This window comes from Bacteroides fragilis (genome assembly GCF_019583405.1).
GTDB lineage: Bacteria > Bacteroidota > Bacteroidia > Bacteroidales > Bacteroidaceae > Bacteroides > Bacteroides fragilis_B.
The window spans coordinates 578,823-603,806 of record NZ_SZUU01000001.1; the positions used below are offsets into that span (position 1 = coordinate 578,823).

23 protein-coding genes and 2 tRNA genes are annotated in these 24,984 nt (G+C 43.9%); 19 read left to right on the plus strand and 6 right to left on the minus strand.

Annotated features, from left to right (window positions below):
• Nucleotides 1–2 precede the first annotated feature (2 nt).
• The 16 genes from FDF36_RS02500 to FDF36_RS02575 all read left to right on the plus strand — a co-directional run bounded on the left by FDF36_RS02500 (nt 3) and on the right by FDF36_RS02575 (nt 18,359).
• On the plus strand, nt 3–446 hold the full coding sequence (locus FDF36_RS02500) for a hypothetical protein (RefSeq protein WP_220390207.1): 444 nt from the start codon (nt 3–5) through the stop codon (nt 444–446).
• Nucleotides 446–862, plus strand: a complete 417-nt coding sequence (locus tag FDF36_RS02505; RefSeq protein ID WP_220390208.1) for a hypothetical protein — start codon at nt 446–448, stop codon at nt 860–862. Before FDF36_RS02500 ends, FDF36_RS02505 begins: the two co-directional genes overlap by 1 nt.
• Before the next feature lie 10 nt (nt 863–872).
• Entirely contained in the window at nt 873–1,616 is a 744-nt protein-coding gene (locus FDF36_RS02510) for a BACON domain-containing protein (protein ID WP_220390209.1), read from the plus strand.
• 95 nt (nt 1,617–1,711) lie between these two features.
• Nucleotides 1,712–2,212 (plus strand): hypothetical protein, encoded by a 501-nt coding sequence (locus tag FDF36_RS02515; protein WP_220390210.1) that lies wholly within the window; start codon nt 1,712–1,714, stop codon nt 2,210–2,212.
• A 29-nt stretch (nt 2,213–2,241) separates the two neighbouring features.
• Nucleotides 2,242–2,430, plus strand: coding sequence for a hypothetical protein (locus FDF36_RS02520; protein WP_220390211.1), 189 nt, complete (start codon nt 2,242–2,244; stop codon nt 2,428–2,430).
• On the plus strand, nt 2,427–6,857 hold the full coding sequence (locus FDF36_RS02525) for a tape measure protein (protein WP_220390212.1): 4,431 nt from the start codon (nt 2,427–2,429) through the stop codon (nt 6,855–6,857). Before FDF36_RS02520 ends, FDF36_RS02525 begins: the two co-directional genes overlap by 4 nt.
• A gap of 4 nt (nt 6,858–6,861) precedes the next feature.
• Complete coding sequence (locus tag FDF36_RS02530) at nt 6,862–7,836, plus strand: hypothetical protein (protein WP_220390213.1); 975 nt, start codon at nt 6,862–6,864, stop codon at nt 7,834–7,836.
• Complete coding sequence (locus FDF36_RS02535; protein WP_220390214.1) at nt 7,826–8,617, plus strand: hypothetical protein; 792 nt, start codon at nt 7,826–7,828, stop codon at nt 8,615–8,617. The genes FDF36_RS02530 and FDF36_RS02535 overlap by 11 nt, the downstream gene beginning before the upstream one ends.
• Before the next feature lie 15 nt (nt 8,618–8,632).
• Nucleotides 8,633–9,421 (plus strand): hypothetical protein, encoded by a 789-nt coding sequence (locus FDF36_RS02540; RefSeq protein ID WP_220390215.1) that lies wholly within the window; start codon nt 8,633–8,635, stop codon nt 9,419–9,421.
• A 21-nt stretch (nt 9,422–9,442) separates the two neighbouring features.
• A complete protein-coding gene (locus tag FDF36_RS02545; RefSeq protein WP_220390216.1) occupies nt 9,443–10,780 on the plus strand; it encodes a hypothetical protein in 1,338 nt (445 codons plus the stop codon).
• 437 nt (nt 10,781–11,217) lie between these two features.
• On the plus strand, nt 11,218–12,390 hold the full coding sequence (locus tag FDF36_RS02550) for an RNA-directed DNA polymerase (RefSeq protein ID WP_220390217.1): 1,173 nt from the start codon (nt 11,218–11,220) through the stop codon (nt 12,388–12,390).
• Between the two features lie 111 nt (nt 12,391–12,501).
• Nucleotides 12,502–12,909: a hypothetical protein gene (locus FDF36_RS02555; protein ID WP_220390218.1), complete on the plus strand. Its 408-nt coding sequence runs from the start codon at nt 12,502–12,504 to the stop codon at nt 12,907–12,909.
• Nucleotides 12,910–12,914: 5 nt separating this feature from the next.
• A complete protein-coding gene (locus tag FDF36_RS02560; protein ID WP_220390219.1) occupies nt 12,915–16,754 on the plus strand; it encodes a hypothetical protein in 3,840 nt (1,279 codons plus the stop codon).
• Between the two features lie 82 nt (nt 16,755–16,836).
• Entirely contained in the window at nt 16,837–17,313 is a 477-nt protein-coding gene (locus FDF36_RS02565; protein ID WP_220390220.1) for a hypothetical protein, read from the plus strand.
• Entirely contained in the window at nt 17,306–17,824 is a 519-nt protein-coding gene (locus FDF36_RS02570; RefSeq protein ID WP_220390221.1) for a glycoside hydrolase family 108 protein, read from the plus strand. Before FDF36_RS02565 ends, FDF36_RS02570 begins: the two co-directional genes overlap by 8 nt.
• The gene (locus FDF36_RS02575) at nt 17,814–18,359 is read left to right on the plus strand and encodes a hypothetical protein (RefSeq protein ID WP_220390222.1); all 546 of its coding nucleotides are present in this window, start codon (nt 17,814–17,816) and stop codon (nt 18,357–18,359) included. The genes FDF36_RS02570 and FDF36_RS02575 overlap by 11 nt, the downstream gene beginning before the upstream one ends.
• A 183-nt stretch (nt 18,360–18,542) precedes the next feature.
• On the opposite strand, the gene FDF36_RS02580 is transcribed toward FDF36_RS02575, so the two are convergent.
• From FDF36_RS02580 to FDF36_RS02595, 4 genes are all read right to left on the minus strand, one after another.
• Complete coding sequence (locus tag FDF36_RS02580; protein ID WP_220390223.1) at nt 18,543–19,784, minus strand: site-specific integrase; 1,242 nt, start codon at nt 19,782–19,784, stop codon at nt 18,543–18,545.
• A gap of 146 nt (nt 19,785–19,930) precedes the next feature.
• A tRNA-Pro gene (locus FDF36_RS02585) sits at nt 19,931–20,005 on the minus strand.
• A gap of 33 nt (nt 20,006–20,038) precedes the next feature.
• A tRNA-Pro gene (locus FDF36_RS02590) sits at nt 20,039–20,113 on the minus strand.
• A gap of 210 nt (nt 20,114–20,323) precedes the next feature.
• Nucleotides 20,324–20,542 (minus strand): hypothetical protein, encoded by a 219-nt coding sequence (locus tag FDF36_RS02595; protein ID WP_005777804.1) that lies wholly within the window; start codon nt 20,540–20,542, stop codon nt 20,324–20,326.
• A 184-nt stretch (nt 20,543–20,726) separates the two neighbouring features.
• Between FDF36_RS02595 and FDF36_RS02600 the strand changes: the two genes are divergently transcribed.
• The 3 genes from FDF36_RS02600 (at nt 20,727) to FDF36_RS02610 (ending at nt 22,269) form a co-directional block, all read left to right on the plus strand.
• Nucleotides 20,727–21,677: a fimbrillin family protein gene (locus tag FDF36_RS02600; protein WP_220390224.1), complete on the plus strand. Its 951-nt coding sequence runs from the start codon at nt 20,727–20,729 to the stop codon at nt 21,675–21,677.
• A gap of 8 nt (nt 21,678–21,685) precedes the next feature.
• Nucleotides 21,686–22,027 (plus strand): DUF1622 domain-containing protein, encoded by a 342-nt coding sequence (locus FDF36_RS02605; RefSeq protein ID WP_220390225.1) that lies wholly within the window; start codon nt 21,686–21,688, stop codon nt 22,025–22,027.
• A gap of 68 nt (nt 22,028–22,095) precedes the next feature.
• Nucleotides 22,096–22,269, plus strand: coding sequence for a hypothetical protein (locus tag FDF36_RS02610; protein WP_220390226.1), 174 nt, complete (start codon nt 22,096–22,098; stop codon nt 22,267–22,269).
• A 6-nt stretch (nt 22,270–22,275) separates the two neighbouring features.
• Here FDF36_RS02610 and FDF36_RS02615 read toward each other — a convergent pair whose 3' ends face one another.
• Both FDF36_RS02615 and FDF36_RS02620 read right to left on the minus strand, forming a co-directional pair.
• Nucleotides 22,276–23,553 (minus strand): sensor histidine kinase, encoded by a 1,278-nt coding sequence (locus FDF36_RS02615; protein ID WP_220390227.1) that lies wholly within the window; start codon nt 23,551–23,553, stop codon nt 22,276–22,278.
• Nucleotides 23,550–24,914 (minus strand): sigma-54-dependent transcriptional regulator, encoded by a 1,365-nt coding sequence (locus FDF36_RS02620; protein ID WP_220390228.1) that lies wholly within the window; start codon nt 24,912–24,914, stop codon nt 23,550–23,552. Before FDF36_RS02620 ends, FDF36_RS02615 begins: the two co-directional genes overlap by 4 nt.
• Nucleotides 24,915–24,984 lie beyond the last annotated feature (70 nt).

The window sequence follows — 24,984 nt, forward strand, 5'->3', positions numbered from 1 at the left end:
TTATGCCGATACAAAGGAACTCACCGGAAGGGCAATTTGGCCGCTTTGTTGAAGAACGCATACGCTTCAAAATAGCCGCTTTGGTACAGATGTTCAATTACGTTGGACTTGAATGCGTCCGGGAAGCGAGAACCAAACGAAGGTACACCGACCAAACAGGAAACTTGCGAAGCTCAACCGGATATTGTGTTCTTTACAACGGTGTTGTTGTGCATCAGGGCGGCTTTGAAGCTGTCAAGCCAACTGCAACAAAAGGCGCATCTTCCGGCAGAGAACTCATGAACAGATTGATTGCTAAAAACTCAACGGGTATTGTCTTGATAGTGGTTGCAGGTATGGACTATGCGGCCTATGTGGAAGCCAAGGGGCTGAATGTCCTTGATACTTCCGAAATAATGGCTAAAAAGTTGGTACGCAAAACATTAAAACGATTGGGATTTAAGTAATGGGAAAGAAGAAGAACGCATTGAAGATTGAGGATGATATTTACAACGCCCTTGTAGATGTCTTTCCCGGTATCAGCGGAACCCTCTACAAAGAAGGTACAAGGCCGATTGATGCTACAGCCGAAGATGCTGTAATTATCGTTTCCGGTGGTGATGCTGAACAGGTTCAAACCGGGCGCGCTCATATCAATATCTATGTCCCGGACATTGATAATGGTAGCGGCAACTTGGTTGAAGATAAAGCCCGTTTGACTGAATTATCCGACTATGACGAAACCATTGTAGAACTCCTAAACAATGCTCTTTTTGAGGAATATTCCTTTCGCCTTTATCAGATGACAGACACCTTCGCGGAATCAGGTATAAACCAGCACTTTGCTAATGTGAATTTAGAATTTGAAAGAATAACCTTTTAAAACAAAGATTATGGCTAATAAAAAGAAAATAATGGCGTGGTCTGAATGCGTCATTGAAATTGGTAAGACGGGCGCGGATGATGCTATTGCGGCAAGTTTTTCCAGCATTGGTACGATTAAAGATAAATCGTCCTCTTTGGAGCCTTCCGACGGTGATACGCTCGAAGCGAAGGCCAGCGGCGGCAAGACCGTAGCGAAGGAACAGCTTGAAGGCGGTTTTGTCCTCAAAACCCGTGTAATTGAACCAGACGATGACCTTTTGACAACTCTTGGACTTGGTGCCGTTTCCGGCGAAGATTTCAACGTCAAAACTCACGTTGTAGATGGTGATTTCTCTGTGCGAGTAACCCCCAAGAATGTGGGGGCTATCGGTATAAAGGCTCCCAAGACCAACATCAGCTACAAGCCCGGTTGGAGTGAAGAAGAAGGAAACTATGCAGACATTGAATTTGAAATCTTGAAAGGCGCAACGGATGTGTGGTATTCAAGGTTCAAAAAAAAAAATAAGCTGACGGTTACGCCTACTTCATTAGACTTTACGAAGGCGGCTGATACAACCGGGAAAACCATAACCGCAACATCAACGGGTGCTGTTACGGCCAAGTCCTCTGCAAGTTGGTGTACGGTTACGGTTTCCGCAAAGGTTATAACGGCCAAAGTGACTGCAAATGCAGGTGTTGAGCGTGCTGCGGAAATTACCATTTCGGCAGACGATAAAGAAACCATTGTTCCGGCAACACAGGCCGGAGCGTAAAAGGTTGGGCTTTCGTTCATCGGCAAGGACGCACCCGCACGGGTGAAAGCCGGGTTCAACTCCCGGAAGCTCACTAAATTTAAAACTCCATTTTTATGAAGAATACAATTGAAAAGCAAGTTTCTGATGCAGTCTTGCAGGAACCTACAAAAATAACTCTGGGCGATAAGGTTTACACCGTTGCCCGTCCTTCTGCTGGTACGATTATCGAGGTATCGAAGTACATTGCTACTTTGCCCATTGCTCCCTTCATAGAAAGCGAGAATGAAGTATTGTCGTATGTGCTTGCCTACGCCAAAGATTGCGAAGCTATCGGAGATATTGCCGCAATCCTTATTCTTGGCAGAAAAGGTCTTATTGCCACACGGCAACGTGTTACCAAACATTTCTTCGGCCTTTACAAGAAGGTTGAAACATTTGAGGTAAACCAGCAAAAGGAGATTGCCCAAGAACTGTTGGATAACTGCACCAACGAGGAACTTTTGACGCTGATTTCACAAACCCTTGAAATGCAGCATATCGCTTTTTTTTTCAGTGTTATAACTTCCCTAAACGAAGCGAACATACTGCGAAGAACAAAGGAAAAGGCGAGCTAAACGATAGTATTTGGGCTGTCATTCTCGGAATGTCTAAAAACCTTGGATTAACGCCGGATTACATTCTGAATGAAATAAGCTACGAAAACTTAATCATGTACGGTTATTCATTGCCCAGCTACGACGGAGCAAGTGAACAGGAAGAATGGGACGATAGTATTGACGCTAACAACCCGGATAATTTCAATGATTTTGACGAAGAAGAAGAAGTAAGATGAACACTGACAACGGTAGAGAAAGTTATTCCCTTGGGCTGGATATAAATCAAATGCTCCGGGATGCAAGACGGGCTGAAAATGCTTTTCAGTCTATCGGGAACAAAGCTGTGTCCGAAGGTGCGAAGATTGACAAAACTTTCCGTACCATAGGTGCCGGGATTGCGGGATATTTCACTGTGGGAGCCTTGAAAGATTTCGGGAAAGCCATCATTGACGCACGAAGTGAAATTGAGAGCTTTCAAATATCCTTTGAAACCCTTATAGGAAGTAAAGATAAGGCCAACGCCTTCTTCTCCGAACTGAAAGATTTTGCGGTCAATACTCCGTTGCTGTTGAATGACCTTGCAAAAGGCGGTCAACTACTTCTTGGCTTTGGCCTTGACTTGGATAAGGTTATGCCAACCTTAAAACAGATAGGCGATATTTCAATGGGTAATGCAGACCGCTTTAATTCATTGACGCTTGCTTTCGCTCAAATGTCCGCAACGGGCAAACTGATGGGGCAAGACCTTTTGCAGATGATTAATGCCGGTTTCAACCCGCTTACCGTAATGGCGCAGACTACCGGGAAATCAGTTGCGACACTCAAAGATGAAATGTCAAAGGGGGCTATCTCTGCCGATATGGTTGCCAAAGCCTTTGCGGATGCCACTGCCGAAGGCGGCAAGTTCAACGGTATGCTTGAAAAGCAAAGCAAGGGTATTCGTGGTAGTATTTCCAACTTGGAAGGTGCGATACAAGATGCACTTAACGACATGGGCGAGAAAGGCCAAACCGTTATTACAGAAGGAATTTCGCTTGCGACTACTGCCGTTAAGAACTACGAAAAGCTGGGCGGTATTTTAATGGGAATGATTGCTACTTATGGAATGTACAAAGTTGCTGTTATCTTAGCAACCGAAGCCGAAAAGGGTTACACCATTTCCCAAACATTGAATATCAAAGTTCTTATGCTCGCAGAGAAGGCGCAAAAGTTACTCAATAAAACAATGCTTGCCAATCCTTATGTTCTTGCGGCTGTCGCTTTGGGTGCATTGATAACAGCAACTTTGGCCTATTCAAAGAGCAGCACCGTATTGGCCGATGAATTGGAACGGGTGAACGATAGAGAGAAAACGCAGGCCGATTTATTAAAACAGCGCAAGGCCAAGATTGAGGAACTTATTACAGCTATTCAGGACGAAAATACAACGGAGGAAGAAAAGCACGAAAAGTTCAATGAGTTAAAGGTCTTAATGCCTTCTATTTTCAAGCAATATAAAACTGAAAAAGAACTGATTGAGCACCTTACGGAAGCGCGCAAGGCTTATAACAATGAACTCCGCGAAGAAAAAACCTTGAAAGGTGTCGAGAACTTGACCGATGACAAGAAGCGTCTTTCTGACTTAAAGGAATATTTGAGATTGCGCAAGGAATACACTAAATATGGCCGCATGAGAATGTCCGATGACGATTTCAAGAAGTATTCCGACCTCGATAAGAAATACAAGCCGGAAGTGCAGAAAAGTCGCGGCACCTTCCAGCTATACAACTCTGCCATTGAAGAAATGATAAAATCAATGGAAGGTACTATAAACAAGGACACAGAAGCAATTCGAGCCGACGCGCAAAATAAATGGGAAACTACTGTAAGCAGCATGAACGCTGATACAGCAAAGAAAATGGCTGAAAATTATTCCAGCCTTCTCAAACTTGCTAAAGATACCGGGAAGAAGTGGGCGAAGATACAAGGGGAAGCCGTTCCCGTGAGTACCGATGTACTTGCCCAGCGCATTAAAATGCTTAACGAACGTGCCAAATCATTGCAGGAAAATGCAGCTAAAGACTTTTTGAAAGACTCCAAAGCAGCATGGGAAAGCGCGAAGAAGGCCACGAAAGACATAATTGCCGGGCGGAATGACCGCACAAAATACCCGGATGAAGCTGCCTATCAAGCCGCTTTGGAAAAAGCCAGGCAGGAAGAAGCCGCCGCCAAGAAGAAGTATGAGAATATGGGCGGTGAAACAAGCTCTAAAAAAGAAAATGCCGCCAAGAAAGCGCAGGAAGAAGCCAACGAATTGAAAGTTGAACAAGCCGAACGCCTGCAAAAAATTGCGGAATATGACAAAGAGCTTGCTAACCAAGAAAAGCAGTCAGCGTTTGAAATTCGCCAATCTCGTATTGACGGTTTGAAAGAAGGTTTTGAGAAGGAGAAAGAACAAATTGACCTCAATTATGATAGGCTGATTGAAGCAAACAGACTTCGCCAAGAACAATGGGTTAAAGAGCTTCAAGACAAGCAGCGTGAGGAATGGATTAACGAAAATCCCAACTACAAAAAAGAAGGCAAAATTTTCACTCCTTCTTCTACCGTTGCCGATTTGTCTGCATCCCAGCAAAAGCAGTTGAAGGAATACACCGATGTTGCCAACGAATACCAAAAAACGGCCAATGATAAGCTGTTGAAGGATTTGTTTGATAAATACAAGAACTACGAACAACGCCGTACTGAAATCAACAAACAGTATGACGCTGAACGGAAAGCCATTGAGAACGGGAAAACGGTTGACGGAAAAGATATTGCCCAAGACGTGAAGGATGCTGCACTTGTAGAGCTTGAAATTAAGCGCAAGGAGGCAATTAAAAGCGTAAATGATGAAGAGATTGCCACAATGCAGAAATCATCAGATTTGCTTGTTAAACTGTTTGAGGGCGCATCTAATAAATCTGTTTCAGAGATAAATAAAATTATGTCTCAAACAGAACAAATGCTTTCCTACCTTTCCAAGACGAAGGCCGAAGATATTACACCCAATTTCGGGTTCACCGCTGAACAGCTAAAAGCCTTGAAAGCGTCCCCGAAAGATATAAAGGCCATACAAGACGCGGTTGAGCAACTGTATTCGGCTGGGGTGAAGAAGAACCCGTTTTCCGCTTTGATAAAAGGTATCAAGGACTTGTTTAAATCCGGCGAAGATAGCGGGAACAAATCAACGGAGGCCAAACTTGCGAAAATTGGCGAAGCTGCCGCCGAAGCCGCTAACATGGTGGGCAATATGGCCGGAAGTCTTTCTGATATGTTTGAAGCGATGGGGAACAATGGAGCCGCCGAAGCTATGGACACAGTGCAAGATGTCATGAGTGCTGTTTCAAACATCGGCGAAGGGTTCGCCAAAGGTGGTATTGTTGGCGGTATCGCCGCCGCTGTTGGTGAAGCCGCAAATTTCATCGGGAAGGCGTTTGCTGCAGAAGCTCGACACCAAGCCGCGTTGAAGGAGATAATGAAAGAAACCATTTCCCAGCAACGCGCATACAACCTTCTCCTGATGCAACAAAACTTAGAATATGAAAGAGCAACAACCATATTCGGGACAGACGCATACGGAAAGGCAACGAACGCAATAAAGGTCATGAAGCAAGCCATTGCAGACCTTAACAAAGAACTTGCCGGAACCTATGCACAGAAAGCAGAGCAGAGGAAAGCGACTTTCATGCAAAGGTATTTCGGTGTAAAGGATGCAAATGCAGCTTTAAAACAAGCGTATGCCGGTCTTGCTGATATTGAGATAAAGACCGGACACAAGAAAACAGGTCTGTTTGGCTGGGGAAAGGGAAAAGACATTTATTCATCTATTCTTAGCGTTTACCCAAAACTGATAGACCAAAACGGAAAGTTCAATGCTTCGCTTGCCGAAACAATCATAAGCACCCGCACGATGTCCGACGAAGATAAGGCGGCGTTGCAGAACATGATTGACCTCTCAAAGCAGGCCGAAGAAGCATTGCAGGCTGTAAAGGATTACTTGACTGACATCTTCGGCGAATTGGGTAATACAATGAGCGATGCCCTTGTAGATGCTTTTAAGAACGGGACGGATGCTGCCGAAGCATTTACTAAAAGCGTTTCCGGGATGCTTGAAAAACTTGCAAAGGAAATGATTTACACCGTTACCATTGCACCGTATATCGAGCAGGCACAGGAACAAATGCTTGGAGTTATGAAAGATGACAGTTTAACCGACGAACAAAAATTCAATAGTTACGTGTCAATCCTTGACGGGCTTACAAGCGGGGTTCTTTCCCAACAAGAAACGTTTAACGCTCTTCTGCAAAAGTATCAAGAAATGGCCGCTAATAAAGGCATTAATATTTTCCAGCCGGACGAAGAAGAACGGAAAGCAAGTTCAAAAACCGGGATTACAGCGTCACAGGATAGCGTTGATGAAATGAGTGGGCGTGTAACCACTATACAGGGACATACATACACGATTAACGAGAACGTGAAAGTTCTTGTTGCTGTAAGTTCACAAGCACTTGAAAAGCTGACAAGTATTGACCGGAACACCAAGGAGTTATGCGATAAGACTGATAAGGTCATAGAGCAAAACGACTCAATAAAAAAGGGGGTAGAAAGTATCAATACAAGAGGCGTAACCATAAAGAAGTAACATCATGAAAGGGAAGTTTTACATTGACGGAAAGGACGCTTATTTGGCGTATGGCTTATTTGTTGCCAATAACGGCTACAATGGATTGATAGCCTTTCCCCGCTTTAAAGAGCTTGACAAGAATGTTTGGCCGGAAGATGATGGCGAAGAAGTTGACCTATCATCGCCCGTCCTCAACGCCTTGGAGTTTAGCATTAATTTCTATTGCTGCGATTACTTCAAGACGATGGACTTTATAGCCCTTGTTTCCGATGGTTCCTACCATGAATATAATTTTATCGAAGCGGGATGCGCCCGGCATTTACGTTTAGTTTCCAATCCCAGCAAGAAAATACACCGGAATATAGAAACGTTTTCCTTGTCTTTCTCCGATGATTTTCCGATGAAAGGGTACAACTACCTGGAGCCTTTATTTGATGGCGGAATACCAGCGCAGGAAGATTACGACATTGACGGGAAAATGTTCTCTGATTATGGCGTTTTCATCTTGGACGGTTCCGATGCAGAGATAATCAAAATGCCTTCTGTGAAGAAGAACCTTTTGATTGATGTTCCCAGCCAATCAGGTGTAACCTATGACGGTAAAGAAGTAGTGTTTGAAAAGAAGAATGTTGCTTTGAAATGCTGGATGCGCTGCCGAAATGTAACAACCATGTGGCGGAACCTTAATGCGCTTGTATATGACTTAACAAAGCTCACGACGAAGTACGACAACGAAGGTTACGAATACAAGGATTCAGAACGCTATTTGTACGTTGAAAGCCTTGGCGAAGAATATCCCTGCTATTTCAATGGCTTATCAGCTTCTAAGTTTCAGCTATTATCCGGTGACCGGGTTTGGCTTGAATTTACCTTGACATTGACTTTTACTTCTTTTCGGGTAAATGGTGTTGAATACCTTCTTGCTACGGAGGCTGGCGAATTGATTGTAACAGAGGACGGTGAATATTATATAGACTTGAAAGATTATGCCAATTAAAAAGAAGAAAATCAGCGAATTAACGCTTGCTGATAGCATGGTAGGATTGTACACCATTGGCGTTAAGATGGTGAACGGTGTACAGACAAGCGTCAAGGTGAGCCTTGAATTTATCAAGAAGGCTTATGATGACGTAGTTGCGGCAACGAAGAAGGCCAATGATGCAGCAACGGCGGCGGATAATTCCCGGAAGCAAATTGAGGCGAACGAAAGCACCCGGCAAAGCAATGAAACCGCCCGTGTTAATGCAGAAAAGAACCGTGCTTCCGCCGAAGCTGCCCGCGTGACTGTTGAGAAGAACCGCGTGACCGCCGAAACTTCGCGAGCTACGGCTGAAACTGCCCGTGCCAATGCTGAAACCGCCCGCGCTTCTGCCGAAACAAACCGCGCTAATGCGGAGAAAGCCCGCGTGACCGCTGAAACCGCCCGTGTTACGGCGGAAACTTCTCGTGTTGATGTTGAGAAGAACCGCGTGACTGAATTTGCCACTATCAAGAAAAACGCAGAGACAGCTACCGGGAACGCTAATACACAGGCTGGCCGGGCGAAGGAACAGGCGGATAATCCGCCGAAGATGGGCGACAATGGTAATTGGTGGAAATGGGATGAAACCAAGAAAGCCTACGTTGATACGGGTGTACTTGCGAAAGGCGGTGTCATTTATCCCACCTTCGCCATAGAGGACGATTTGGTGCTCTATATGAGCTTTGAAGATGAAGTCAGCCCGCAACTTTTCAAGTTTGACGAAGCTACCGGGATGCTGGTTTTGAATGTTGGATAATTAAAAAATACGATTATGACAAAAATTCCATTGGGCAAAGTTGCCTTTACAGACAAGGGAAGTTATTCGAGCACAGTCAAATACGCTCGCCTTGACTTCATCGTAACAGATGATAGTTGCTACCTATCATTGAAGGACGAAAACACCGGGCACGCCATAACTGAAACGGCTTGGTGGCGTTGTATCGCGAAAGGTTCGCAAGCAACCGAAGCCGCCGTAAAAGCATTGGACGCAACCAACAAGGCGTTGGAAGCTGTCAAGAAGGCCGAAGCTGCCGTTGTTCAAGCCACACAACAGGCCGCAAATGCAGGTTCAGCCGCAAGTAGTGCCAATGCCGCTGCCGAAGTTGTAAACGGCCTTATTGCTGGCACAGAAACGGAACTTGCCACCCTTCGCGGCCTTCTTTCCGAAGTAAGAACCGCTACAAAAACCGCGCAAGATGCTTATGACCTTGTTTCAAAGATTAGCGGCGTTGATGTATTCGCCGGAATACCAGCCACCCTTGTAGTTGAGGAAACGATTAACGCCGTTGTAGGTTCTTCGCCTATCATAAGAAAAGATTTGTTTCCCAAAACAGCCAATCAGAGCGTCATTTTCCAGCTTTTAAACGGGAAAGGTTCAGTTACTCCCGATGGGGTTGTATCATCGCCCACAGAGGCCGGAAATGTGGTTATCAATGTTATTTCCACAATATCATCAGCCCTTTGGAAACAAGTAACAGTGAAGTTTAGAGCACTTCAAGCCCGAACAACAGAGAACGGAACAGCCCGAACAGCAGAGGACGGGACAGCAATAGAATGTTAAACTTTTAAATATCAATGTAATATGAAGATTTCAGAAATGCAATTAGTAACCACCTTGACAGGTGCGGAAAGTATTGAAATAGTTCAAGACGGTACATCAAAGCGTTGTACGCTCGAACAGATTGCGTCCGCCCAGCCGGATAGCAACGGAGTTTACCCAGATGTTCCCTTGAACCGCGTCACTCTGAAACGATACAGCGGACAGACAAGTACAACGCCCGTTATCGTTGACAATGTAGGTATGATTGATGCCATTGCAGCAACGGCATATCCGGTACTGATTGACCGCAATAGCAATATTGTAGCCTATCTTAATGGGAATGACATTGCAAAGACCGTTGACGGACTTCCGGCTACGCTTGACGATTGGACGTTGCAGGCCATGTTACGGTGTGGCGGTTTTTACAAGAAGTATGAATACAATGCCGTGACAAACGAGAAGATTTTCAAGTTCTCAACTAAGAAGGTACGAGGCTACAAGTATGTTCGCCGCCGTTTTCTCAACCTTTTCGGCGGAACCGTAGAAACGCAAGGCGGAAAGCAAGTTCTTTTATCCAATGCCGGGAAATGGACTACTCAAAGCTACAACTTGACACAGTATCATCAGTTTGCCAAGAACCTTGGTGAAAACTTCCGTGATATAGCAACCCAAGACCGGGAAGTGTACAGAATGTATTTTTGGTTGCTTGAAAAAACGTTCAATTCCCAAAGTCTTTATGCCGGTATTTCAACTGTTAGCTGGGATTGGTGGGGTAAATTCACGCAGGCGGATAACGGCGGGCAATCATCATACGCCCAATTCCATAAGACCGGAGAAACTATGAGTATTACCGGGCACAAAGGTGAAAAGAGCATCAGTGTCACCAACTCCGCCGCTTCGCAAGTAACGGTAAAACCTTGTAAATGGTTATGGCGTGAAAATATGCTTTCCGGGCCATATTGGATTTGGGAAACCGGATATTTGAAGAAGGACGGCACTTGGTATCGCTGCAAAGACCTTTCAAAGATTGCCTTCACTGTTACCGCAGACTATGAAGCTATCTGTACGGAACCCGCTGTACAATCAGGGTATTCAGATGGTGGTTATATTCTCGAAGATTTTGAAGACACCTTGATACCTACCATGTTGGGCGGTTCAAGTACAACCGGACATTGCGATAGGTTTTGGCGTGTTGCTTCTCCCGGTGCTGGTACGGTTTATATTCCCGCTGGTGTTGGTAGTGCGCACAACGGTGCCGCACTTGGTGTGTCGGTTTTGTACTCGACCATCGTTGCCTCGCACTCGTACGCGAACTGCGGGGGTGCCCTTGCTTCCGATGATCCGACCGACACGACACCCGATGGCTCGGTAGTGGCGTAACGAAGTGAAGCAAAATCGGTCTTGGAAATCGGAAAACCGAATGAATTGAAATCGAAATCGGGGCGGCTTGTCCGTCCCGTGGGCTTTGCTCTCAACTCCCGCTGGTGTTGGTAGTGCGAACAACGGTGCCGAACTTGGTGTGTCGGTTTTGAACTCGAACAACGTTGCCTCGAACTCGAACGCGAACTACGGGGGTGCCCTAACTCCTAAATGCTTTGTAGCAGCGAAGTAAAGATATTAAAAAAACAATTTTCTCGGAGAGCAAGTGGCCTCACTAATTGCAGGGAAATTCCCTGCCGCCCGGACAGGATTCAAAAAACGAAGGGCGAGTGAAATATGCTACACGGACGGTTGGTTAGTAGCGATGCAGTTGTACGCAGGTATGAAAGCCACCCGCATAGAAGGAAGCAACCTTCTATAAAACTAAATGAAATGTTATGAGTAAAAGAACATTTGTCGATTTAAAGGAGATAGCGAGTTTTAACAGCCTGTACAATGGTTGGCGTTTGTGCAGTACGGGCGATGGGAAGGACAAACGCAGAGATGTTATTGATTTTGGAAACAATTTAACAGCAAACCTAAAGAGCCTACAAAGGCGGTTGCTTAATGAAACTTGGGAACCGGATGCTGGCCGTACCTTTTGGCTATTTACAGAGGGTAAATGGCGGCAAATTCATACTGTTGGAATTGAAGATAGGATTGTACACCAAGCATTGGTTTATCACTTTTCCCTTCATCGGAAATTTATAAACCGGACGTTTGGAAGCATTAAAGGCAGGGGAACGCTAAAAGCCAACAAGCAAGTGCGTAAAGACTTGCACCGAAGCGGCTTTGAGTATGTAATCAAGCTGGATGCCAAAAAGTATTATCCCAACATCAACAAACAGAAGTTGATTGAGCTTATACGCTGGAAATATAAAGGTGAGGCGGCTCTACGATTATTTGAGAAAGTAATAAGGAGCTATCAGCCGGAAAGTGAAGTTGGCGTGTCTATCGGGGCTTTGACCTCGCAGAATAATGGCAACTTTTACTTGACACCTTTTGACTATTTCGTTCTGCAGATGCTTGGCGTGAAATACTTCGCCCGCTATGTGGATGATATGGTTATTATTTGCGAAAGCAAAGAAAAGGCGGCAGAATGGATACCTCAAATGAAAAAATATGCGGCTCAATTTGGTATCACCTTCGGAAAGGTAGAAGTATTTCCGATAAACGCCCGGCGAATTGACTTTTGCGGATATGCAGTGAATAAGGACAATATTCGGCTACGTAAAGCAACATCAATGCGCTTTGCCAGCAAATTAAATGAGTTTGATAAACGTCCGGCCATCAACGGAATGTATGAAAGAAACAGCATTTGCAGCTATTTAGGAATGTTGAAGTATTGTGATAGTTATAACCTTTTAAAACAATTAAAAAATGAGCACAGTGAAGTTTTTCGGCGCATCGACAGATATGCCAAGGGAAGTAGAAGTAAAGACAATGAAGTTGTCAGTACCTCAACCGGGAATAGACGAATACAGACGGTTTTACAATCACCGCGAAATAGAGCAGGAAGAAACAGCAGAGGACAACGAGCAACGCGCTATCGTGGCCGTCCCTTGTGCTGATTTCGTTGCCGTACAAGCAGACCATGAACCCACAGAGGAAGAATGGAGAACTGTTTTATCTGAGAATGGATTTACTGATGAACAAATTGACGTAATTCTTGCAGGTGAGTAATGCCAAAGATTAGTTCTATTGCCGTAAAATATAGGGGCGGCTTTCGCGGCTCCTATATTGATATAACCCAGCTTATTGATAAGCGGGTTAAACTCGACGTTATCGACTTCAAAAAAGAAGAAAAGAGCAACGTGAGGAATTGCGAATTTTATTGCCGTATGCAATTGCGCATATCGGGTGTTTTATGCGTTACCTGGCATTCTTCGGAAGTGCTGACACATTTCCTTGAAGATTGTCGCGAACACCAGCAGGACACCGGAGAAATTGTATTCCCAATCGAAAGCTGTATGTTTTCTGTTGGCGATGATAGAGCTTATTATTTGATTGACGCTCCGGGCGATGCTTTTGAGCCAAACGAGAAAGAACTTGAAAAGATGTTTGAGAAAGCGCGCCGGAATAAAAGGTAACAACTATGATTACACTGTACAATGGAAATAAAGAAATAGTTCTTCCGGTAACGGATGACAGCTATTCATACAACGCTATAATGGGTGAAAACAGCTTAACGCTTTACTTTTCATCCTCTGAATATATTGAAATCCCGGTAGGTTCTTATTGTTCCTTTGGCGGGGAATATTATTCTTTGAAAAAAGATAGTAATTTCACGAAGCATGGAACCCGTAACTTTGAATATACGCTGATTTTGGAAACAGACCAAGCGGATTTGAAGCTATGGAAAATCCGCAATCCGGTTGATAATCGAATAAAGTTTTCATATACCGCAACGCCTCGCGAGCACTTGGAACTATTAGTTTCAAATGCCAATCGCCGTAGTAGCGGTTGGAGTGTGGGCGAATGTATTGAAGGGAAAGAAGTTACCTTTGAATACAATCATACCTACATTTTTGACGGTCTTAATGACTTTGCAAGCCAATTGGGTACGGAATGGCAGATAACAAACAAAACGGTTCATCTACGCAAAGTTGAGTACAACAAGAATAATCCGCTTGTTCTCTCATACGGGAAGGGAAACGGATTTAAGACAGGCGTTGGACGTGAAACGGGCGATGTCCCGGTTGAAATTCTCTTGGTACAGGGTACAGACAGAAATATTGATTTCAGCAGATACGGAAACAAAGAACTCCTTCTGCCGAAGTCTCAAACATTGAACTACGGAGGCCGAACATACATAACTTCCGCTGACGGGCTTTCTGTAATGAACGCGAATAGGGCATTAACAACCGCACATGAAGATAGCTTGGATTGTTCGGAGATTTACCCCAGCCGGGAAGGTACAGTTGGAAGCGTTATTGAGGTTGATGCAGAAAAGAACTTTTATGATTTCATTGACAACTCGATACCGGATGATTTAAACTTTAATGATTACTTGATTGAAGGTGAAAACATGACTATCATCTTCCAAACAGGTATGCTTGCAGGACGTGGCGAATTTGAAGTAAAATACTTCCATGAGCCTAAGACCGTTGCGGGAAAGGAAAAGGCCGGAAAACGCTTTGAGATTATTCCGCAAGAGATAGACGGAATTACCATGCCCGACGGCTCAACATTTACACCCCAGCCGGGCGATACCTATGCGGTGTTTGGCATCCAATTGCCTGATGCTTACATTTGCGATAATACCACAAGAACGGGTGCAAGCTGGGATATGTTCAGAGAGGCCGCGAAGTATCTTTATGAGCATGAAGATAAAACATTCATTTTCACCGGAATCCTTGACGGGATTTGGGCAAAGAAACGCTGGTTACAGATAGGCGGAAAGATAATCTTGGGCGGTTATGTTCTGTTCTCCGATGAACAATTCATGAAGGAAGGCTCCTTAATTCGTATTACCGGAGTGAAACGATATGTAAACAAGCCGTATATGCCGGAAATAGAACTATCAAACACAACGGCGGGTTCTTCCATATCCAGCGACTTAAACAAGCCGGGACAGAATGAAGTTATTATTGATGACAAGTATAAGGACGCATTGAAGTTTACCAAACGCAGGTTCCGGGATGCAAAGGAAACCATGCGGATGCTCGAAGATGCGCTGTTGAACTTTTCGGGGGCTATCAATCCGATAGCTATTCAGACAATGCAGTTATTGGTTGGCGATGAAAGTTTGCAGTTTCGTTTTGTTATGTCGAAGGCGAACCCGGTACAAGTTTCTCATAACATAACTTATGATGAAGTAGCCAGAGTTTTGCACGTTCCTTCCGGTCTCATTCAACACATGACGCTTGATATTAAAATCCTTTCTTCTTCTCATAAGACGAATGAATACAAGTTTTGGCAGATGGCCGAATACAATTCAGCGTCGTTGGTTGACGAAGATGCCAAGTATTACCTATATGCCAAGGTGAGCAAGACGGAGGAAACAGGCACATTTCTTTTGAGTGAAACCGCAATCAAAATGGAGCAAATAAGTGGCTATTATCATTTACTTGTTGGGGTATTAAACAGCGAGTATGACGGTACAAGAAGTTTTGTTGAGCTTTACGGGTTTACCGAAATTCTTCCGGGAAGGGTGACAACTGAACGCATTGTTTCCCCAAGCGGAACAACTTACTTTGACCTCATAAAAGAAGAAATTGGAGGCAAAATTAAGTTTGCTTCCGGTTCATCCGGATTGGAGAACCTTGACGAATGGGAAGAAGTAAGCAAGGATATTACCAACGCGAACGATGCAGCCAATAAAGCGAACGATGCAGTTTCAGACCTCAATAAATATGTTGACGGAGCCTTTGCGGATGGTATCATCACAGAGGCCGAAGCGAAGGCCATTGAAAAGTACATAAATGTAGTTAAATCGGCCAAGGCTGACGTGGAAGCTACATACACAAAATTGTATTCAAACATCTATCTCATAGGTACACCTAAAACAAATTTGCTCAATGCGAAAATTACATTTATGGGTGCTGTTGACGATTTGTTGAAAGCCATTAGTGACGCGATTGCAGACAAAAAAACTACCGAAGCGGAAAAGCAAAATGTGGATGCCAAATACGCAGCTTTCAACGCCGCGTATTCTTCTATGTCCCAAGCGATAGAAGCTGCCTACAAAGCGATACAAGACACGCTGAAAGGGTATTCGGATGAAGCCCTACAAGCTGCCAAGGATGCTGCGAAAGCTGCCGCAGACGCCGCCAATAGTGCAGGCGAAGCAAATAAGGCCGTTGTCGATTTGAATGGCTATGTAGATGGTGCGTTCGCTGATGGAATTATTGAAGACTCGGAGGCAAAAGCTATTGAAAAATATATCAATACTGTAAATGCAACGAAATCGGCTGTTGAAGCCACGTATAACAAGCTATATACAAATGCTTATTTGTCCGGGACACCCAAAACGAACTTGCTCAATGCAAAGGTGACGCTTTTCGGTGCCATTAGCAACCTTATTTCTTCAATAAACACCGCCATTTCCGACGGTAAAACGACAGCGGCGGAAAAGAAGGACGTTGACAGTAAGTTTGCAGCCTTCAATTCTGCCTACGCCAGCTTTAATACTGCCGTAGAAGCTGCCTACAAAGCGATACAAGACACGCTGAAAGGGTATTCGGATGAAGCCTATAATCATGCTGATGGCATTTCGTTGACCGTCAAAGACAATGTTGCTAAAAACCTTGGGTATGCCAATTTTGCAGCTTTGGAAAAGGCTGCAACAGAAGGGAAAACCATTATCAGTGGGGGAAAGATTAATACTATGTTGATTGAAGCTACTGCAATAGTTACTTCCCAGCTTATTAGCAATATAATTAACACCAACGGGCTTATAGTGGGGAATAAAAGCATCTGTTTAAACAAGAACGGAAGCGGTTATTTAGCAAATGAAAATATTTCATGGGATAAAGTGGGTAACTTGATGGTAAATGGACGAATAAAAACACCATTCATAACAATAAATATGCCAACAGATAGCACATTAGATGTTCCTGAAGACCCATTTGATAATTTTGATTTCGTTAATCCGGGGCCAAGTTGGGAGGCAGCGGGTGGTAATGTCGGTCATTACTATTGTAATTTGGGTTACAATAATTTGATATTGAATTATCCTAATATTACAAAAAATGCAAGAAGAATACATTTGCAGGGTGCTATTGAGGACGGTATGGAACTGACTGTTATAGTCAACGGCCTATATGCCAATCAAGGCAAAGATGATAAGTGGAAATGGTTTGCCATTAAAGTGGAAGATTTTCAAATAGCGTGCTATAAAGGCGGTTCCGCATTTTGTGTTATGAGATACAGTGCGTTTCTTAAAAAATGGTTCAGAGTATCGAATGATACAAAAGTCCTTTCTAATACTTAATTAAATAAAGAGGGTTAATTGTATCTTAATAACGCTTCCATTGTAAGCGTTATTTGGTAGTTTTGAGGAAAAAAGTACAGAAATGGAAAATTACAATCAATTAATCATTGTCCTTTTCATTACGCTTGTAATACTGATTACTCCGCTTTTTTTCATTGGATTTGACTTTTGGGCAGGTACAAGAAAAGCGAAATTGAGGGGGGAACCTATTACAAGCAATGGATGGAAAAGAACAACCGCTAAAATTGCCCGGTATTACAATATGCTATTGGCCTTGCTTGTGCTTGATGCAATGCAGGTTATGGGCTTTTGGTATCTAAACAATTTTAGCGGTTGGAGTGCGCCGCTTTTCCCGTTTATCGTCTTTGCTGGGGCAATCTTCGTAGGTGCTATTGAAGTGAAAAGTATCATGGAGCCAGCAAACGACAAGGAACGTAGGGAAATGAAACAAGTAGCAGCTTTAGCGGCTGAAATTGCCAAAAACAAGGCAGAGCCGGAAGAACTTGCGAAGGCTATTGCCGAATACTTAAATTCAGAAAAGGAGGTCAAAAATGGCTGATGTAACGAAACTTGCGCCGTTCATCCTACGATGGGAAGGCGGCTTTGTGGATGACCCGGACGATTTGGGCGGGGCTACTAATCGAGGTGTAACTATTGGAACCTATGCGACTTATTGCAAAAAGAAAGGTTATCCAGCACCAACAGTTGAAAGATTGAAAAACCTATCGGACAAAGATTGGACGGAAATTCTTAAAACACTGTATTGGGATAGATGGAAGGCCGATAACATTAAATCGCAGTCAGTTGCTAATATCCTTGTTGATTGGGTTTGGGCTTCGGGGGTTAATGGAATCAAGATACCTCAAAAAGTTCTTGGTGTGACCGCTGACGGAATTGTGGGAGCCAAAACACTTGCAGCCTTGAACGCTCGAAACCCCAAAGAACTGTTTGAGGAAATCAGTGAGGCTCGCATACAATTCATTGAAGATATTTGCCGTAAACGTCCGGCGAATAACAAGTTTAAGAAAGGGTGGTTGAACCGTATTAATAGCTTGCAATATGTTGGATAAGTTTTTGAAATTGATTGCATCGTGCATTTTAAGATGTCCGTTGCAGCTTTTGTTTGTCCTGGTTCTTTTCGCTTCTTGTGGAACGCATAAATCAGCGACGAAAAGCAATTCTTTTGCGCAAAGTTGCGAGCAAACGCAAATGACTGATACAACGTCTGTAAAGCAGGTTAAACAGTCAAAAGGAGAAGAAGAAATCACCGAAGTAACCACCACAACAAAAACCGAATATGATACTGAAAAGCCAGTTGACCCGGAAACCGGGAAACCTCCAATTAAGAGTGAGGAAACTACCACCACGAAAAAAGAAACCGCAAAAAGAACGGAAACATCATCCGAAACAAACATTAATAAAGGAGTTTCAGAAGATACCAACCGAAACGAACAGCAGGCTTCAAATAGTGAGACAGAAGATGAAAGGGAAGAAAGCACCCAATTCAAACAAATAGGCTGGTGTGCCTTTGCATTATCCTTTCTTGCATTAATTATCTTCTATATAGTGAAGAAAATTAAAAAAACGGAAGGTGGTTACAAATAAATGATTATATTTGCATCGTTGTTGTGGATTATAGCACTAAGTGCTTATTCCGCTTAAAAGCCCGGTAACTTCTTCCAAAGTCCGGGCTTTTTCTTGCCTTAAATTGATTTTCTTTCCCTTGCTGATAAGTTATCAAGCGGACGCAAGAAAGTCTCACTACGCAAAGATTTGATAAAAATAACTCTATTTTCCGAAGTTATTAATATAGTCAATCACCTTCCGGTTTGCTTCATCCACTTTTTCCATATCGTAATCAATATAAATGCCGGTAGTCTTGCATCCGAACTCATGCCCAAGAGCCATTGATATTGTATCTTTCGGTATGCCTATTTTATGGGCTATCGTAGCCCACGTGTGGCGCGCCCAATACGTCGTAATATCCGGGAATAATGGTTTGCGTTCCTTTACTTGCCTTCTTTTCCCTTTGATGACCTTCTCTACAAGTTTAACTTCTCCAATCTCCTGCAAGTTCTCGTTAAGTCTATGGGCGTAATCCTTGTAGTTAGTATATCGGTCAAGAATATCCAAAAGTTGCCCTTTTCCTCTGTATCGCTCAATAATCGCCATTGCTTCCGGCTCTACTTTTATTGAATACAGTTTCTTTGTTTTCGCCCGGCGATATTCAATGCGCCCGTTGCGTATTTCCTTTAAATTACATAAGTCAATGGTATTTATCCCAATAAGGTAAAAGGTGAGCATAAACGCATCCAAATACTGCCTTTGATGTTCTTCGCATGGGTAATCTCTGAAAGTAACGAGTTGCTGGGGTAACAGTGACCTTTTTACAGTGGCCTCGCTTTTTATCTTATATTTGCGGAAAGGATAGCAAGTGATTACTTCCGAATTTAGAGCGTCATTAAAGACCGCACGAACATTTCTCATGTGTATGCTGATAGAATTAACGGCAGACGTTTCAGACAAGTAGAAATCGAAGTCTTTGAGCCATGTAAACGATATATCTTCAAATGTCAGTTCTTCCGGCTTATCGCAGAAGGCCATGACTTTGCTAAGAGTATATAAATAGCTCTCTTTTGTTCTTGGGTTCGTCTTTTCCCCTGCAAATTTCCTGCAACGTTCTACGAACAGAGGGGGAGTGTTTTTGACTTCTTCCGTATGGCCGTTCAAAACTTGCTGTATTCTGTCCTTTATTTGTTTCCCGGTTAGTGCATCCAAGGAACCGGATGCTTTCAAGTTCAATAACTCCGTTTCAACATTAAGCCTTTGCCGGGCTATATAGTTATTCAGAAACAATCTGTTGGGATGGCCTATGACTTTTTCTTTCCCTGCATCCCATTGTTCGGGAAACAAGAACACTTCAAGGCTTATCAATGCGAATTGCTGCTTGTGCGAAATGCTGACCTTCAACGGAAACTTATTATCTTTCCGTTTCGCACGCTGGTCGAAGTAGAATTTTATAGATGCCATAATTAAATTTGCAGGGATTTTGCAGCGTTTTCAATCTCGAACAATCAAAAATGTGCAAAAACACCCTTTTTTTTAAGATGGCTATCGGACAAAAGAAAAAGCCGATAGCCAAGTTTTAAAACTTAATTATCAGCGTTATTTCCTTGTCGGGGTAACAGGATTCGAACCTGTGACCCCCAGTTCCCAAAACTGGTGCGCTAACCGGACTGCGCTACACCCCGATACGCTTCTTTCAAGAACCTCTCTTTTCTTCGTCGGGGTAGCGGGATTCGAACCCACGACCCCCTGCTCCCAAAGCAGGTGCGCTAACCGGACTGCGCTACACCCCGTTCTTACAGGGAAGTTCCTTTCAAAAGCGGTGCAAAGATAGGGACTATTTTTAAATATGCAATAGTGAAAGAAGTATTTTTTCATATTTATTTTTTAACATCCTATCAGTCACATATTTGGATATATAAGAAAAATAGAAGCTATTAACCTAAAAAGTCCCGATTCCGTCAGAATCAGGACTTTTATGCTAAACACACGACAGAGACAAGTTATTCAAGATCCTCTTTGATAACTTCATCTATTTCCTTGATCTTCTTTTCTCTTATCTTTTTGCTTTGGGCAGGCTTCTTTTTGGTATCATCATACACATTGTCTGCACGATCCACCATCTCTTCACTCCAGTCATCATACATGTTCGATGCCGGCTGACCGGTCAGGGTGGTATTTTCTTCTGCGATAGGTACATCCCTATTAATTACTTTAGCCATATGTTCTACATTTTATTGTTATGCTATAATGACAATAAAACATAGAAAAAGTTCTCTCTGTTAATGAAGTTTGATACTATTAGATAGATTTTAAACGGTACTTTCCGGCAATATTTCCGAAAGCTGTGAACTAAATCCCGTTTCAAACGTATAATACAGAAACATCACTATAAAAACAAATATCATGAGACTTAGAATTCCTAAACCTATGTATTTCATTGCTTTTGCCGGTATGGCTTTGTTTATAGGCGGCTGTGCCAAAAATACCACTATTATTTATGGCAACGGAGAAGATAACCTTCCCGAAACTCCACAAAAGGAGACGACACTCGTCACTTTCAATGCTTCTGTCGAAAGCCGAAACCTGACCCGTGCCATGTCTCCTATGAAAAAAGGAATCAAAAGCACTTTGTACGCCTATCAAAAGACACAGAGTACCACCAGTCAGGAAACTCTGTTTGCCGAAGGATTGTACATCACTTCCTCTCCGGGGGTATTATCCGGAAAAGACGGGTATAAAATGTATCTTGCGAACGGTATCTATAATTTTTACGCTGTATCCGACAACTTCTCAACCATACCACCTTCTTTTACCGGACAAGAGTCAGAACCTTTATTCAATGGCATCGATTATCTTTGGTGGGGCAGTACCGACCAGGATGTAAGCAGTGCACAGATCAATATTCCCATTGTATTCCAGCATGCCTGTACACAAGTTGTTGTTGAAGTCTCTGCCGGAGATGGTATTCAATTAAGCAGGCTACTATCAGCTACTATCACTCCGCCGGTTCCAGGAGCGAACATGACACTCTCCACCGGAGTTATTCCTCCCGCAACATCATATGACAAACCCGATAAAATGGGCATTAATGGATTTCTGGCGCAATATATCATGCTTCCATTGCAAACCAATGATCCGATGACACTTACGCTTGAAGTGGAAACAGATGGAAACAACAATTCGAAAACTTATAGCGTTCAGATCCCTGTCCCAAGCGGAGAGTTGAAAGCCGGAGATTCTTACTTATTCAGTGCGGTGATCAACGGCAGTTCTGTTTCCATTCCCTCCGTCAGCGTAAAGGACTGGACCGAAGTAGACGAAACAGGTAACCCACTTTATCCATTACAAAAATAACAACTCTTATGCTTACACAATTTTTAAATCTGCTTGCTACTATCATCAGTGTCATCAGTTTACTGATCGTGACTTATGGTGCGCTTGTTGCCATTATCTCTTTCATTATCAATGAACTGAAGAGAATAACCGGAACCTACACTCCGACCAATATCCGGAAGTTGAGAGCCGTGTTCGGCACTTACCTACTGTTGGGACTGGAGTTCCTAATCGCTTCGGACATTTTGAAAACGGTATTGGAACCTACAATGAACGAACTGATTATTCTGGGAGGTATTGTCGTTGTAAGAACCATATTATCGGTGTTTCTCAACAAAGAAATTAAAGAATTGGAAACAGAAAATAACTAAAACATAGTGAACCAACCATCTGTAATGGCGTTTATATCATTATTAATAAAAGAAAGGAGATCGGACTTATGAATACCGAAAAAGAAAAAGCTTCATCAGAAGAACAAAAAAAGGCTGAAAAAGTGCTTAAAGACAAAGTTCCCGTACAGCAAACCGGAAGCTACAGCGAAGCCACCAAGAAAGAAGTGCGCGATGCAGTAAAAGAACTTAATCCGGACATGAGCGGATTGGATAGGGGTTAACAGCCCCTATCTTCCCGGAAACATCAATGTAAAGCAACTTCCTTTCCCTATTTCTGAGGAGACTGTAATGGTACCGCCATGCAGATTCATGATCTGCTTACATAAACTGAGCCCGATGCCGGACCCCGACGGCTTGGTCGTAAAGAACGGAACAAATACTTTGTCTATCACTTCCGGAAGAATGCCCTCACCGTTGTCACGCACCATAAGACTGCAAACTTTTCCGGGGACCTGTTCCAACTCTACTTCTATATGCGGTGCAGTATTTTGTCCGCAGGACTCTTTGGCATTTTTAATCAGATTGATCAGCACCTGCTCTATCTGGGCACGATCAATGTACAGAGTGGCCCCCCTGTGTGTTGCTGCAAAATGAATGAACGAATCAGGGAAGAGTTTCCTGAGGTCGGAAAAGAGCTCATCCACCGCTACCGATGTGCAGGCAGGAGTGGGGATACGAGTCAACCGACGGTAGTTTTCCACAAAATCGAGCAGACCTTTACTTCTCCGATGGATGGTCTGCATGGCTTGCAACATCACTCTGTATTCTTTCTCACTGAGCCGTTCGGGTATTCCGCGCTCACTCAATGTTTCGGATAATGAAATGATAGGAGTGATAGAGTTCATTATTTCATGAGTCAATACCCGTATCAACTTCTGCCAGGCTTCCATCTCGTTACGTTCCAATACCGAATGGATGTTTTTCAAGCTGACCAACAGTCTTTCCTTATTTTGTGCGGCAAACAAAGTACAGGATACCGCCATCTCTACCGAAGTTCCTTGCTGCCGGATGCGTACCACCTGCGTCTCGTTCCAGGAAGTGGTCAGCCACTCCTGAGGCAACCGGGATTCTTGTCCGACCAGTACCACGGCCGCACGGTTCATCCATTCCACCCGGCCCGAACGGTCGGTCACCACCACAGCCGTATCTACCTTATTTAAAAGGTTCTCGTAATACTGATGCTTGATTTCTTCCTCGAGCAGGCGTCCGCGGAACAACCTAAGCGTCTGAGAGAGTTCGTCCGCCAGTTCAACCATCATCTTGCTTTTAAACGGCGGCTGAAAGTTCTGCGTCATGTCATTGAAGCGGATGCAGTCTGTCAGCCGTCTCATCATGCCTGCCAATTTCATCTGGATGGAATAGAGATGAACGCCTGTAGCGATCAGCAGGATGCCCACAATCAGAGTGCTGAACCATAATTCGTAACAGAACAGCAAGTATCCTCCAATGGAGAGCACCACCAACAATAGAATGTGCAGCACCACACTGATGGAATAACGTTTCATAAGCCCAGTTTTTCAAGTTTGCGATAAAGAGCGAAACGGGTGATACCAAGATACTCGGCTGCCCGGGTGATGTTCCCCTCGCTCAGACGCATGGCTTTCTCTACTGCTTGCCGTTCCAGCAATTCCAGATTGAGTACCTCTTCCTCTTTCTTTTGCCGGACAGAAGAGTGGAAAAGAAAGTTCTCAGGCTTCAGCAGGGAGCCGTCACCCAAAATCACGGCACGCTCTATGGTATGCTGCAACTCGCGTACATTGCCCGGCCAATTATACTTCAGCAACTTATTCTTTGCCTCGCGCGTCAGCCCGTGCATCTCCTTCTTATATTTGCGGGCATAGCGCTCTAAAAAGAACTCAGCCAGCAGAATGACATCGTTGCCACGCTCCCGTAGAGGAGGAATATGAATTTCTATCGTATTGATGCGATAGAGCAGATCCTGACGGAAGTTACCTTCATCCACCATTGCCCTGATATCGGCATTAGTCGCACAGATCAGGCGGACATCGATAGGTACCGACTGAGTAGAGCCTAACCGGCTGATCTGCCTTTTCTCTATCGCAGTGAGCAGTTTTGATTGCATAGGGAGCGAAAGGTTACCTATTTCATCCAAAAACAGAGTACCCCCTGTCGCCACTTCCATGCGTCCCGCCTTTGCTTTGCGTGCGTCGGTGAAAGCACCTTTCTCGTATCCGAATAATTCGCTTTCGAACAACTGTTCGGGAATACTCCCCAGGTCGATCGTTACAAACGGTTTGCCGTATCGGGGAGAACAATGGTACAGCAAGCGGGCAATCACATCTTTTCCGGTACCGTTTTCACCTAAAATCAGGATATTGGCATCCGTCTCGCTTAACTTGTTGATGGTTGAAAACACCTCTTGCATAGCCGCCGATTCACCGATAATCTCATTTTCGGGTCCACCCTGTCCGCTCAGCACTTCTACCTGTTCCTTCAGCATATTCACTTCATGGCGTGACTGCCGGAGTTTCATGCCCGAAGAAAGTGTAGCCAGCAGTTTTTCTTTTTCCCATGGTTTGGGGATAAAGTCCGTTGCACCTGCTTTGATGGCACGCACGGCCTTGTCCGTATCGGCATAAGCCGTCATAAAGATCACAATGGCCTGCGGATCGATTTTCAAAATCTGTTCCAGACTCTCAAATCCTTCTTGGCCACTGATGGCATCACGACTGAAGTTCATATCGAGCAAGATGATGTCCGGACCGAACGTAGTCATGAAGTGTTCGATACGATCGGGAGTAGTAGCCACCTTAATCTTTTCAGTATAAGGTTCGAGCAATAGATTGAGGGCGAACAATACATCCTCGTTATCGTCTACAATTAATATCTTTCCAAGCTGTCCCATGTTATATTACGAGCTAATTTACTTTCCTTTAAAGGATAGGATATACCAGTTGTACAACTCGTCGTGTACC